The organism is Pyxidicoccus xibeiensis, assembly GCF_024198175.1.
Taxonomy (GTDB): Bacteria; Myxococcota; Myxococcia; order Myxococcales; family Myxococcaceae; genus Myxococcus; species Myxococcus xibeiensis.
In genome coordinates, this window is sequence record NZ_JAJVKV010000014.1 from 86,466 (window position 1) to 100,320 (window position 13,855).

8 protein-coding genes are annotated in these 13,855 nt (G+C 70.8%); 7 read left to right on the forward strand and 1 reads right to left on the reverse strand.

The annotated features are described in order from the left end of the window. Positions 1-97: 97 nt before the first annotated feature. Positions 98-5,839 carry an alpha-2-macroglobulin family protein gene (locus LXT23_RS39815; protein WP_253985687.1) on the reverse strand — a complete coding sequence of 1,914 codons (5,742 nt, stop codon included), beginning with the start codon at positions 5,837-5,839 and terminating at the stop codon, positions 98-100. A 325-nt stretch (positions 5,840-6,164) separates the two neighbouring features. Between LXT23_RS39815 and LXT23_RS39820 the strand changes: the two genes are divergently transcribed. The 7 genes from LXT23_RS39820 (at position 6,165) to LXT23_RS39850 (ending at position 13,817) form a co-directional block, all read left to right on the forward strand. Next, positions 6,165-7,313, forward strand: coding sequence for an ABC transporter substrate-binding protein (locus LXT23_RS39820; protein WP_253985688.1), 1,149 nt, complete (start codon positions 6,165-6,167; stop codon positions 7,311-7,313). A gap of 21 nt (positions 7,314-7,334) precedes the next feature. Next, on the forward strand, positions 7,335-8,357 hold the full coding sequence (locus LXT23_RS39825) for an ABC transporter ATP-binding protein (RefSeq protein ID WP_253985689.1): 1,023 nt from the start codon (positions 7,335-7,337) through the stop codon (positions 8,355-8,357). Positions 8,358-8,360: 3 nt separating this feature from the next. Next, entirely contained in the window at positions 8,361-9,320 is a 960-nt protein-coding gene (locus LXT23_RS39830; protein ID WP_253985690.1) for an ABC transporter permease, read from the forward strand. Continuing rightward, on the forward strand, positions 9,310-10,137 hold the full coding sequence (locus LXT23_RS39835) for an ABC transporter permease (protein ID WP_253985691.1): 828 nt from the start codon (positions 9,310-9,312) through the stop codon (positions 10,135-10,137). The genes LXT23_RS39830 and LXT23_RS39835 overlap by 11 nt, the downstream gene beginning before the upstream one ends. 70 nt (positions 10,138-10,207) lie before the next feature. Next, positions 10,208-11,632 carry a gamma-aminobutyraldehyde dehydrogenase gene (locus LXT23_RS39840; protein ID WP_253985692.1) on the forward strand — a complete coding sequence of 475 codons (1,425 nt, stop codon included), beginning with the start codon at positions 10,208-10,210 and terminating at the stop codon, positions 11,630-11,632. A 22-nt stretch (positions 11,633-11,654) separates the two neighbouring features. Then, complete coding sequence (gabT, locus tag LXT23_RS39845) at positions 11,655-12,929, forward strand: 4-aminobutyrate--2-oxoglutarate transaminase (RefSeq protein ID WP_253985693.1); 1,275 nt, start codon at positions 11,655-11,657, stop codon at positions 12,927-12,929. Positions 12,930-13,199: 270 nt separating this feature from the next. Then, entirely contained in the window at positions 13,200-13,817 is a 618-nt protein-coding gene (locus tag LXT23_RS39850) for a hypothetical protein (protein ID WP_253985694.1), read from the forward strand. Positions 13,818-13,855 lie beyond the last annotated feature (38 nt).

Sequence of the window (13,855 nt, forward strand, 5' to 3'; positions counted from 1 at the left end):
ACGGAGGTGTCGGATTCGGCAGCGCGCTCGGACGCCGCGGCGGTCTCGGGTGACGCGGGAGCCCCGGATGGTGCGGGCTCCCCTGAGGGGAGCCGGCTCATTGCACCGTCACCTCGTCGATGGCGGTGGCGCCCGCGACCTCGGGCGCGTACATGGCCTCGGCGCCGGCGGCGGGGCGGAGGAACGTGCCCGGCGTGGTGGCCCTCGCGACGTAGCTGAACTCGTAGTCACCCTCGACCATGTCGTCCACGTAGAAGGCCACGCGGTGGTCCCGCATCTCGCTGTAGGAGAGCGTGGCGAGGCCGCGCTGGAGCGCCGCCGTCATCGGCCCCTGGGACACCTTCTCCGTGGTGGCCAGGCTCGTGTTCATCGGCTCCAGGCCAGCGGGCAGCTTGTCGTCGATGGCCACGTAGTTCTGGTGGGTGGAGGCCTTCACCTTCAGCCGCACGCGCACCAGCGAGCCCAGCGGAATGGGCCCGGCCAGCGGCTGCCCGGACACCGTCTCGTACTGGCGCTCCACGCGGAAGCCGTCCTCGCGCGGGGCGCGGTTCTTCGCGTTCAGCTCCGCCTCGTACTGCGCGCGCACCCGGAGGATGGCCGGGCTCGGGCCCCGGTTGGTGAGCCGCACCTGGTGCGTGTGCGCCTGGCCCGCCTTCAGGCCCAGGTCCGCCTCCGTCAGCCGCAGCCGGCGCACGCGCTGGCTGACGGCCTCCATGTCCCCCTCCTTCACCGTCCTGCCGTCCAGGGTGAGGGACATCGGCGGGACGTTGCCCCCCTGGGCCGACTTCGCCAGGCGCACCACGCCCATGATGCCGAAGACGTTCTCCTGCGTGTTGCCCCACATCCCGCCCTGCTGGCGCCTGAGCAGGCCGGTCAGCAGCCTGGCGCCCATCGGCCCCCCGCTGCCTCCCGCGGAGGCGAAGGCCAGCAGCGACGTGGCGTGCGTGCGCAGCGGCGAGTCCATGGACCAGCCCCCGTGCGGCTCCCCGTCGAACCACGCCTCCTGCTCGCTCTTCTGCGCCGCCGCCTCCACCTCCGCGAGGATGGGCTGGAGCAGGGACTGGTCCTGCCCCTTCAGCTCGCTCACCGCGACGGCCAGGAAGGACAGGCCGAACGGCGTGAGCTTCGACTTCTCCCGCCACAGCGTGGAGATGTACGCGGGCTGCGGCCGGCCCAGGCGGCCCAGCGTCATCACGAAGTAGGCCCGCGAATCCGCGTCCGCCATGGAGGTGTGGGGCATCTCCTCCGAGATTTCCCCGTCGCGCAGCCGCAGCTCCAGGTAGTCGCCCATCCGCTTCAGGGCCTCGTCCGGCACGTCGTAGCCGCGCTTCTTCCCCTCGATGAGGGCCGTGAGGCCGAAGGCGGTGGCGAAGGCGTGAGGCTCCGTGCCGCCGGGCCAGTAGGACAGCCCGCCCGCCGTCGTCTGGAAGGAGAGGATGCGCTTGATGCCGGCCTCGGAGAACTTCTGCAAGTCGGCCTCGTTCACCGTGACGCCCATCTCCGGCAGCAGGTCCTTCAGCACCACCAGCGGGTAGGCCGTGCTGGTGGTCTGCTCGATGCAGCCGTTGGGGTAGTCCATCAGGTAGCCCACCGCGTCCTTGAGCTCGCTGAGCGCGGTGCCGGACACCGTCACCTCCAGCTCCACGCTGCCCGGCTGCCGGTCCGCGGGCAGCGCCAGCTCCAGGCGCTGCTCACCGGAGACCTGCGCGCTCGACACCATGACGCGGCGCGAGCCGGGGTTGAGCACGGGCAGCGTCACCTCCACCGCATCCGTCGCCTCGCCCAGGCGCGCGGCGAAGCGCACCTTCGCGGCGCCCCGGCCGGCCACCTTCACCGGGAAGCCGAAGGACGCCGACTCGCCCGGCTTCACCGCCTGGGCCGGCGGCACGAGGTTGCCGCCCTGCTGGAGCTCCAGCCCGTCGAAGGACGCGGTGACCTGCACCGGGCCCGCCTCCGCCTGGCCGTTGAACGCGAGCACCTCCACCCGGAGCGTGTCGCCGGGGTACGCGAAGCGCGGCAGTACGGGCTGCAGCATCAGCGGCTTCTTCACCACCAGCCCCTTCTCGCCCGAGCCGGCACGCCCCGCCTCGTCCACCACCACCGCCATGATGCGGTAGCGGGTGAGGTTGTCGGGCAGCTTCACGCGGAGGCTCGCCTTGCCGTCCGCGCCCACGGCGACGCGCGGGTTCCAGTACGCGGTGCTCTGGAAGAGCGTGCGCAGGTCGGCCGGGAAGTCGCCCAGCGCGAAGCCCTCGCCGCCGTCACCTCCCGGGAAGAGCAGCTCGTGGCGCTGGCGCCGCGCATGCGGCAGCTCCAGGCGGCTCTCCGCGGTGCGCACGCCCAGGGCCTGGGCCGCGTACAGCGCGGGCACCGGGTCCGGTGTCCGGTAGCCGGTGAGGCCCAGCACGGCCTCGTCCACCACCATGACGGCGGCCTGCCCGGAGGCGGGCCGGCCCGCGGCATCGCGCACCGTCACGTCCAGCGTCACCGTGGCGCCGGGCCGGGCCACCGGCTTCTCCGGCGCCACCTCCACGGCGAGGCGCTGGTTCCCCGGCTCGACGTGGAGCTGCGCGTAGCCGAGCTTGAAGGCCGGCGCGCCCGTCTCGAAGCCCGTGGCGTCCTTCTCCGTGTGCACCCGGCCGCGCAGCAGCACCACCGAGACGTACACGTTGGGCACGTGCGCGTCGGTGATGGGAATCTCCAGTGTGGGCGTGTCACCGCGGATGTCGAAGACGCGGTGCTCCAGGATGCCGCCGCGCTCCACGGTGAGCAGCCCGCGCGCCTCCGTGAAGGGCGTCTGCACCACCAGCCGCGCCGTCTCGCCGGGGCTGTAGCGCGCCTTGTCCGCCACCACCTGGATGCGGTCCTGGTCGAAGCGGGGCCAGGCCACCGCGTTGCCACCGGAGGCCGACACCTGGAAGCCCGCCTGAACGAGGTTCTTCGCCGGGTCCTGCGCCCACGCGCGCACCTGGTACTGGCCCGCCTCCGGCACGGGGAGCCGGCACGTGACGGCCGTCTTCTCCGTGGTGACGAGGCACTGGCCCGCCTCCACCTTCTCCTCGCGGTTGACGAGCTGCGCGCTGGTGCCGCTCAGGCGCGCATAGGTGTGGTGGTCCACGCGCTCCAGCTGCGCGCGCACCTGCACGCCCTCGCGCACCGTGCCGTCCGGACGCACGGCGATGATGGGCACCTCCAGCACCTCACCGGCGCGCACCACCGCGCGCGCGGGGGGCAGCACGCCCACGTAGAAGGCGGCGGGGTGCACCACCCGCGACAGGCGCCCGGCATAGGCCTGCCGGTCCACGTCCGTGACGCTCGCCTCCACGGTGTAGCGCATGGGGCCCGCGTAGGACGGGTGGTCCACCTTGAAGCGGACCGTCTTGCGGCCCTGGCCGTCCAGGCGCTCCTCGCCGCTGTCGACGAGCCCCGCGCCGGAGCCGTCCTCCGGCAGCCCGAAGGCGAACTGCGAGAAGCCGGAGGCCGCGAAGGACTCGCGGGCCCGCCACACCTGGTAGCGCACCTCACGTCCGGACAGCTCGCCGCCGTGCAGGTAGCGCGCGTCCACCACCGCCTCCACTTCACTGCCGGACGGCCACTCCTGCTGCGCGCCCGTCACCTTCACCTCGAACGTGGGCACGCGGTACTCCTCCACGCGGAAGGTGTGGCCCACCGCCCGCCCGCCATGCGTGAGGCGCAGCGAGTACTCACCCACGGCCGCGCCGGCCTTCAGCTTCAGGTCCACGTCCGCCGTGCCGAAGGTGTCCAGCGCCAGTTCCGTGTCCAGCACGCCCTGGCCGCGCGGGTCCTGCACGCGCACCTGCACGCCGCGCTGGCCCTTCGGCAGCTTCCCCGCGTCCTTCACCAGCGCCTTGATGTGCACCGTCTCCTCCGGCCGGTAAACACCCCGGTCGGTGAAGACGAGCGCGGCGAGCCGCTCGGCGCCCTTCACCTCGCCCGACAGGCCGAACTGCCAGGCGTTGGACAGCTTCTGCTCGTCCACCTCCGCCACCAGCCGGTCCTCGTCCTTGCGGGCGGAGATGAAGACGCGCTTGTCCAGGCCGCTGCCGGAGGCGATGCCGGGCGCGCGCAGGAGCGCCACGCCGTCCGCCCCCGTCTCCGCGGAGGCCAGCTTCGCCCCCGTCTCGTCGAGCAGCGCCACCTGGCCCTGCGCCACCGGCGCCGCGTCCGCCAGGCGGGTGAGCCACACCAGGATGCCGCCGTCGTGCACCTTGGCGGTGAGGCCCAGGCCGGAGAGCTGGAGCAGCATCGCGTCCTGGATGGCCCGCTCGCCCGCCTCGCTGCCCCGGCCCTTCGCGGTGAGCTGCAGGCAGTACAGGCCCGGCTTGCCGCTCTCCAGCGACACCTCCAGCGGCTCCACCGTGTTGAGCGACTTCGGGCGGGGCGCGCTCACGCTGCGCTCCGGCCCCATGGCGACGCCGTAGCTGGCGCAGTCCGTCTGCCGCGCGTGCACGTAGGCCTGCACGAAGGCGTCCGGCGCGGTGATGCGGCGCGCCTGGGCTTCGAGTGTGCCCAGGTTCATGCCCTGGAAGGGCAGGCGGGCCCCTGGCAGCTCCAGCGTCAGGTGCTGCTGGGGAAGCTGGAGCCGGGGCGGCAGGTCCTGGGCGCGGAAGGCCCACTTCGGCGTGCCCTCCAGCGGGTTGCCCAGCACGTCCTCCAGCCCGCGCTTGAGCGCTGCTCGGTAGCGCTGGCCCGGGGTGAGTCGCATCGTCACCGTCGCGCCCTTGCCCCAGCCGGAGACCTCGAGGGACTCGGGCGCCGGCTCCACGTCGAGGTGCGTCCGGAGCGCGTCCGCGTCGACGGGGTTGTTGAAGCTCAGCTCCCACTGCGAGGACAGGGGCGCGCGCTGCGGGTCCTCTCCGGAGGTCAGCGTCTGCGCGTCCAGCGTCAGGCGGCGGTTGACGGTGAGGACCATGGAGTGGACGGCGGGCTCGGCGCCCTCGCCGTCGGTGTGGGTGGGGCAGAGGACCGTCACGGTGGTGCCGTGCGCAAGCGAGCGGGGGAAGCGCAGCGCGAGCACGTGCTCGCTGTCCACCGACACGCTGGCGGGGCCCTCGCCGTCCGCCAGCGCCGCCACCTTCACGGGCACCCGCTTGCCGGCGTCGTCCTCGGCGATGATGTGCCGGTCCAGCGCCTTGGAGGAGACGGGCTGGTCATAGAGCGCCAGCAGCGGCCCGTTGCCCACCTGGTCCGTGAAGTCGTTGAGGAAGGCGATGAAGCGCGGGCGGCCCGGGATGACGGGCCACGAGGCCACCTTGCCCGCCACCTGGAAGAAGGGCACCTGGAAGGTGTCCTCCCACGCCGACGCGAGCTGTGGCCCCGCGTCACCCGCGGCCGCTGCGCTGGCGACGCGCACCGTCACCTCATGGCCCCACTGCAGGGCCTCGGGCTCGGGGCTGAAGACGAGCTCCGTGGGGGAGCGCCAGGACCACGCGCCCTTCTGCGGCGGCGTGAAGGTCGCCGGCACCCCCGCCGTGTCCATGGGCGCGCTGAAGGTGAGCACCAGCTCGCACCCCGCCTGCTCGCAGGCGCTTCGTGTGATGGTGAGCATCTCCGCGCCTTCCGTGCCCTCGGCCCCGGGCTCCACGGGCTCCCCAGGCTCCGTGGGTTCCGCCGGAGGTGGGAGAGGTGGGGGCTCCACGGGCGGAGGCAGGCTGACCAGGGGCACTTGCGGGACGGAGGCCCCGTCGCTCATGGGGGCCTGGGCCCCCTCGGGAGTGGCTTGCGGGGCGGAGTCCTGGCCCCGCTGACATGCGACGAAGCAGAGGGCGGTGAGGACCCACCCGAGCAGCGGGGGGCCGAGGCGGCGGGGACGGGACATTGCGGGCTCCTGGGAGGAGGCGAGAGGCGGGGAAGGCTCTGCCGGGGCCGCACAGCAACCGCCGTACCAGGGGCTGAGACGCGGCGCGTGGGTGCTGGACGCAGGCTCCGAGCCACGGCGGGAGCGCTCGTGCGTCCGCCCGGACACGCCGCGCGTGTCACCCGGACCGCGTGCGCGACGGCGGGCCCACGGTTCCCGGGGGACCCCGGGAGTCACAGCGGGAGCGAACGACCCGCCGCGTTGATGGAACCGGCGCGCACCGCTTTGAAGCCCCGGTGCGCTCTTCTAGAGTCCCCTGCCGTCACACAGCCAACGGGGAGGGTTCATGCTGAAGCTGAAGCAGCTGGCAGTGGGTGCAGTGGTGGTCGCCGCGACGCAGAGCCTGGCGGCTCCTCCGCAGAAGCTCGGCAAGCCGGAAGGACAGCTCAACATCGTCGCGTGGCCCGGCTACATCGAGCGCGGTGCGACGGACAAGAAGTACGACTGGGTGACGAAGTTCGAGAAGGACACCGGCTGCAAGGTCACCGTGAAGACCGCCGCCACGTCGGACGAGATGGTCTCCCTGATGAACCAGGGTGGCTACGACCTCGTCACCGCCTCCGGCGACGCCAGCCTGCGCCTCATCCACGGCAAGAAGGTGCAGGAGCTCAACATCGCCCTCGTCCCCTCGTGGAACACGGTGGACGAGCGGCTGAAGAACGCGCCCTGGCACACGGTGGAGGGCAGGCACTACGGCGTGCCCTACCAGTGGGGCCCCAACGTGCTCATGTACAACACCAACGTCTTCAAGACGCCGCCCACCTCGTGGGCCGTGGTGTTCGAGGAGCAGAAGCTGCCGGACGGCAAGTCCAACAAGGGCCGCGTGCAGGCGTACGACGGCCCCATCTATGTCGCGGACGCCGCGCTGTACCTGATGAAGAAGCAGCCGGAGCTGGGCATCAAGGACCCGTTCGAGCTCAACGACAAGCAGTACGCCGCCGCCGTGGCGCTGCTGCGCGCCCAGAAGGGCCTCACGCACCGCTACTGGCACGACGCCACGGTGCAGATGAGCGACTTCAAGAACGAGGGCGTCGTCGCGTCCAGCTCCTGGGGCTACATGGTCAACGCGCTCAAGGGTGAGAAGCAGCCCGTCGACTCGGTGATTCCGCAGGAGGGCTCCACCGGCTGGGCGGACAGCACCATGCTGCACGTCAACGCGAAGAACCCGGTGTGCGCGTACAAGTGGATGGAGCACTCGCTCAACAAGGACCTGCAGGCGTCGCTCGCCGAGTGGTTCGGCTCCAACCCGGTGGTGCCGGACGCCTGCAAGACGAAGGCGCCGGGCGGCACGGACTTCTGCAAGACCAACGGCTTCGAGCGCTTCACCCAGGTGCACTTCTGGAAGACGCCGGTGGCCAAGTGCGCCAGCCAGGCGACGTGTGTGCCCTACAGCCGCTGGACGCAGGACTACATCGCCATCATGGGCGGCCGGTAGGCAGCAGGAGCGGGACACGCCATGAGCAGCATCGCCGTCGAGCTCAAGAACGTCAGCCGTCACTACGGAGCCGTGCGCGCCGTGGATGGCGTGTCCCTGTCCATCCAGGACGGTGAGTTCTTCTCCATGCTGGGCCCTTCCGGCTCGGGGAAGACCACCTGCCTGCGCCTCATCGCCGGCTTCGAGCAGCCCACGTCCGGCAGCATCCAGCTGCACGGCCAGGAGGCCGCCGGACTCCCGCCCTACGAGCGGGACGTCAACACCGTCTTCCAGGACTACGCGCTGTTCCCGCACATGAGCGTGCTGGACAACGTGGCCTATGGGCGGATGGTGAAGGGCGTGGGCAAGGCGGAGCGCCACCGCGAGGCGGAGGCCGCGCTGGAACTGGTGGCGCTGGCGGGCTTCGGGGCGCGGCGGCCCGGGCAGCTCTCCGGCGGCCAGCGCCAGCGCGTGGCCCTGGCGCGCGCGCTCATCAACAAGCCGCGCGTGCTGCTGCTGGACGAGCCGCTGGGCGCGCTGGACCTCAAGCTGCGCGAGCAGATGCAGGCGGAGCTCAAGTCCCTCCAGCGCCGGCTGGGCATCACCTTCGTCTACGTCACCCACGACCAGGGCGAGGCGCTGTCCATGTCGGACCGGGTGGCCGTCTTCAACCAGGGCCGCATCGAGCAGGTGGCCAGCCCGCGCGACCTCTACGTCCGGCCCAGGACGGTCTTCGTCGCCAGCTTCGTGGGCACCGCCAACGTGGTGACGGGGCCGCTGGCCGAGCGGCTCACCGGCAGCGAGCAGCCCTTCTCCGTGCGCCCCGAGCACGTGCGCTTCGCCGCGGCCGAGGACGCCAGCCGGGTGAGCGTGGAGGGCCGTCTGGAGGAGGTGCAGTACCACGGCGCCACCAGTCGCTACGAGGTGCGCGTGGAGGGCAACCAGCTGCTCACGGTGAGCGTGCTCAACGGCGAGGCGGACGAGGCGAAGCTGCCGCGCCGGGGCGAGACGGTGCGGGTGGCCTGGGCCCGCGAGGCCATGGTGCGGCTGGAGCCGGGAGGGTAGGGCGTGGAGACCTTGCCACCCATGGCGCTGCCCTCGACTGCCCGCTCCCGCGCCCCCTGGACGCGGGCCGTGTCCAACGTGCTGTACCGGCACGGCACGCTCTATCTGCTGCTGCTGCTGACGCCGCCCATCTTGTGGTTCGGCGTGGTGTACCTGGGCTCGCTGCTGGCGCTGCTGGTGCAGAGCTTCTACACCTTCGACGACTTCACCATGGGCGTGACGCCCGAGTTCACCTGGGCGAACTACCGGGCGCTGCTGGACGCGGCCAACCACGACATCATCCTGCGCACGGTGGGCATGGCGGCCGCGGTGACGGTGGCCTCCGCGCTGGTGGGCTTCCCCGTGGCCTACTACATGGCCCGCTACGCCACCGGCTGGCGCAAGGGGTTCTTCTACATCGCCGTCATGCTGCCCATGTGGGCCAGCTACATCGTCAAGGCGTACTCGTGGACGGTCATCCTCTCCAAGGGCGGCATCGTCTACTGGCTGGTGGAGCGGCTCTATCTGCTCCCCGCGCTGGAGTGGGTGCTGGCGCTGCCCGTCGTGGGGGGCTCGTCGCTGTCCACGTCCAACCTGGGCCGCTTCCTCGTCTTCACCTACGTGTGGATGCCGTTCATGATCCTGCCCATCCAGGCGGCGATCGAGCGGGTGCCGGGCAACCTGCTCCAGGCCGCGGCGGACCTGGGCGCGCGGCCGGCGCAGTCGTTCCGCACCGTGCTGTTGCCGCTGGCCTTCCCGGGCGTGGTGGCGGGCTCCATCTTCACCTTCTCGCTCACGCTGGGGGACTACATCATCCCGCAGCTGGTGGGCCCGCCCGGCCTCTTCATCGGCAACATGGTCTACACGATGCAGGGCTCCATCGGGAACATGCCCATGGCGGCGTCCTTCACGGTGGTGCCCATCGTCATCATCGGCCTCTACCTGACGCTGGCGCGCCGGCTGGGAGCGTTCGATGCGCTCTGACGCACGGCGGGACGACGGCCCGAAGGCGCCGGTGTGGCTGCGGGTGCTCGCCTATGGCGGGCTGGTGTTCCTGCACTTCCCCATCCTCATGGTGGGGCTGTACGCCTTCAACACCGAGGAGAGCGCGTTCAGCTTCCCGCTCAAGGGCTTCACGCTGCGCTGGTTCCAGGCGGCCGCCGAGCGCGAGGACGTGCTGGCCGCCATCAAGCTGTCGCTCCAGGTGTCCCTGGCCTCCACGGCGGTGGCCCTGGTGCTGGGCTCGCTGCTGGCCGGGGCGCTGTACCGCCGCCGCTTCTTCGGCAAGGAGGCCCTGAACCTCATGGTCATCCTGCCCATTGCCCTGCCGGGCATCATCACCGGCATCGCGCTGCTGTCCGCGTTCCGGCTGGCGGAGGTGTCCCCCAACTTCTGGACGATTGCCGTGGGCCACGCCACGTTCTGCGTGGTCATGGTCTACAACAACGTGGTGGCCCGGCTGCGGCGGATGCCCCACAGCCTGCTGGAGGCCTCCGCGGACCTGGGCGCCGACGGCCTCCAGACGTTCCGCCACGTGGCGCTGCCGCAGATGGCCACCGCGCTCTTGGCCGGCGGCATCCTCGCCTTCGCGCTCAGCTTCGACGAGCTCATCGTCACCACCTTCACCGCCGGCTCGGAGAAGACGCTGCCCATCTGGCTGCTCGACCAGCTGGGGCGCCCGCGTGACGTACCCATCACCAACGTCGTGGCGGTGTGGGTGATGCTCATCACCGCCGTCCCCATCCTCGTGGCCTGGCGCCTGACGCGGGGGACGGAGGACGTGGCCGGCAGCAGCAGGTGATTTCAGCGGCCCTGTGGGGCCGCGAGACTCACGGTGGCCCGCGTGGCCACCCGAACCAGGGGAGGACCGCATGGACGGCAAGCTGTTGATTGGTGGCGAGCTGGTGGCCGGCGAGGGCCCGGCGGAGGAAGTCCTCAATCCGGCCACGGGCGAGGTGCTGGCCCGCGTGCCCGAGGCGTCCCTGGCGCAAATCCAGGCCGCCGTGAAGGCCGCGGAGAAGGCCTTCCCCGGCTGGTCCCGCACGCCGCCCAAGGACCGCGCCACGGTGCTGCTGAAGCTGGCGGACGCGATTGAGGCGCAGGGCGCGGAGCTGGCCCGGCTGGAGTCGCTCAACTGCGGCAAGCCCTACGCGCTGGCGCTGGGGGACGAGATTCCGGCGGTGGCCGACGTGTTCCGCTTCTTCGCGGGCGCGGTGCGCACCATGCAGGGCGCGGTGGCCGGGGAGTATGCCGCCGGGTACACCAGCATGGTTCGGCGGGACGCGCTGGGCGTGGTGGCCTCCATCGCCCCTTGGAACTACCCGCTGATGATGGCCGCGTGGAAGCTGGGGCCCGCCCTGGCCGCCGGCAACACGGTGGTGCTCAAGCCCTCCGAGCAGACGCCGCTCACCACGCTCAAGCTGGCGACGCTGATGGCCGGCCTCTTCCCGCCCGGCGTGGTGAACGTGGTGACGGGACGCGGCGAGTCCGTGGGCGCCCCGCTCATCCGCCAGCCGCAGGTGCGCATGGTGTCGCTGACGGGCGACGTGGCCACCGGGCAGAAAGTCCTCGAGGCGGCGGCCCAGGGCGTCAAGCGCACCCACCTGGAGCTGGGCGGCAAGGCGCCGGTCATCGTCTTCGACGACGTGGACCTGGAGACGGTGGTGTCCGGCATCCGGACGTTCGGCTTCTACAACGCGGGGCAGGACTGCACCGCCGCGTGCCGCATCTACGCGGGCCCCCGCGTGTACGAGAAGCTGGTGGCGGACCTGTCCACCGCCGTGGCCTCGCTCAAGGTGGGCACGCAGGAGGCGCCGGGCGTGGAGATGGGCCCCCTCATCACCGAGAAGCAGCGCCAGCGCGTGGCGGGCTTCGTGGAGCGCGCCGCGGAGCTGAAGCACGTGGAGGTGACGGTGGGCGGCAAGGCGCGCGGCACCCAGGGCTTCTTCTTCGAGCCCACCGTGGTGGCGGGCGCGCGGCAGGAGGACGAAATCGTCCGCCGCGAGGTGTTCGGCCCGGTGGTGTCGGTGACGCGCTTCGAGGACGACGAGCAGGCGATTGCCTGGGCGAATGACTCGGACTACGGCCTGGCCTCGTCGGTGTGGACGAAGGACATCTCCAAGGCGATGCGGGTGGCGGCGCAGCTCCAGTACGGCTGCACGTGGATCAACTCGCACTTCATGCTGGTGAGCGAGATGCCCCACGGCGGCGTGAAGCGCTCCGGCTACGGGAAGGACCTTTCCATGTATGCCCTGGAGGACTACACCGCCGTGCGCCACGTCATGGTGAAGTACTGAGCGAGGCCTGGAGGGCACGCACATGAAGAAGGAGAACGCCGACCTGTTGCGCCGCAAGGAGGCCGCCACCCCGCGCGGCGTGGGGGTGATGGCCCCATTCTTCGTTGCGCGCGCGGAGAACAGCGAGCTGTGGGACGTGGAGGGCCGCCGGTTCATCGACTTCGCCGGAGGCATCGCCGTGCTGAACACCGGCCACCGCCACCCCCGTGTGGTAGAGGCCGTGCGGGCGCAGCTCGACGCGTTCACCCACACCGCGTACCAAATCGTTCCGTACGAGAGCTACATCTCGCTCGCCGAGCGGCTCAACGCGGTGACACCTGGGACGCACGCGAAGAAGACGACGTTCTTCTCCACGGGCGCGGAGGCGGTGGAGAACGCGGTGAAGATTGCCCGGGCAGCCACCGGGCGCACCGGCGTCATCGCCTTCAGCGGCGCCTTCCACGGGCGGACGATGATGGGCATGGCGCTCACCGGGAAGGTGGTGCCGTACAAGGCGGGCTTCGGCCCGTTCCCCGGCGAGGTCTTCCACGTGCCGTTCCCGGTACCCCTGCACGGGGTGAGCGTGGCGGACTCGCTGAAGGCGCTGCAGGTCCTGTTCAAGGCGGACATCGAGCCCAAGCGCGTGGCCGCCATCATCATCGAGCCCGTGCAGGGCGAGGGCGGCTTCTACGTGGCGCCGCCGGAGCTGATGCAGGGGCTGCGCAAGGTGTGTGACGAGCACGGCATCCTGCTCATCGCGGATGAAATCCAGACGGGCTTCGGACGGACGGGGAAGTGGTTCGCCATGGACCACTACGGCCTGGCACCGGACCTGATGACGATGGCCAAGTCGCTGGCGGGTGGCTTTCCGTTGTCGGCCCTGACGGGCCGGGCGGAGGTGATGGACGCGCCCGCGCCGGGCGGGCTGGGCGGGACGTACGCGGGCAGCCCCATGGCCATCGCCGCCGCGCATGCGGTGCTGGATGTGATGGAGGAGGAGAAGCTGGTGGAGCGGGGCAACCGCCTGGGCGGCGAGCTGCGCGACAGGCTGCTGGCGGTGAAGGCGAAGGTGCCCCAGATGGCGGAGGTGCGCGGGCTGGGGGCCATGCTGGCGGTGGAGTTCTGCCAGCCGGGGGGCCACACGCCGGACCCGGAGTTCACGCAGCGGGTACGGGCGCGGGCCATGGAGCGCGGGCTCATCCTGCTCACCTGCGGCGTGTATGCGAACGTCATCCGCTTCCTGTTCCCGCTGACGATTCCGGAGGCGCAGTTCGCCGAGGCGCTGGGCATCATCGAGGGGGCGCTGACGGGCACGTGAGTCCGGCGCCGCCCCGCTTCGAGTGGAGCGGGGCGTGTCAGGCCGCCGGTGTCCCAGTATCAGGAGCTGCTCATGCCGCCACGGTGCTCAGTGTTGTTGCTCACGGTCTGTGCACTGCTTTTGGCGTCGTGCGCAGGGACTCCGGACCGAGGAAGGGCGGGTCGGTACGCGCTCGACTCGGTGACGGCGAAGTGCAGGCAGCGCCCGGAGCTCTGCGCGGAGCTGGCGCGCGAGGGGGCAGTTGCACGTGGGGGGCGTACAGCAGAGGCCGTGGCCTCGGCCACCAGGGCCGGAATTGGCGCCCTGCGTGTGCTGGATGCTGCGACCGACGTGCTCGTCCGGCAGGAGCTGGTGGCGTGCGCCGAGCATGCGCGGTCGCAGGTGCTCATCGACCATATGGATGGAAAGTCCCCGACACCCGCTCAGTGCAATGAGGTGGTGCACGACGAGAAGTCGGACAGACGCATCTCCCGCGCGATGCTTCTCGGGTGCCTCATGCACGAGGTGGCATTGGCCTGTGTCGGGGAGAGACTCGGAAAGCGGCTCCCTGGCCGCTTCAGCCTGGAACAGCGCTACCGTTATGACCGACAGTCAAGAAGCTTGACGGTGATGAGCAAGGAGGAGGTCCGTTCCCTGCTTAGACTGAGATGCGGCGAGGAGTTGAGGGGCACGCTCGTGCCGGACGTCGTCATCCACTCCGGAGACCCGCTTGAGGTCCTGGCTGTCTATGACTTCAAGTTCCCCTGCGTGAGCACCGGTAAGGTACCGAGTTGGAGAGAATACGAGATAGGGCATCCCTACCAGAGAAAGACTCAAGCAGATCTCTACCAGGAAGCCTTTGGCGTGATACCTCATCGCGTGACTCCAAGAATCGGAGTGACTGAATGAGCGCAAGGTACCCGCAGGTGCGCCTCCGAGCCGAGAGC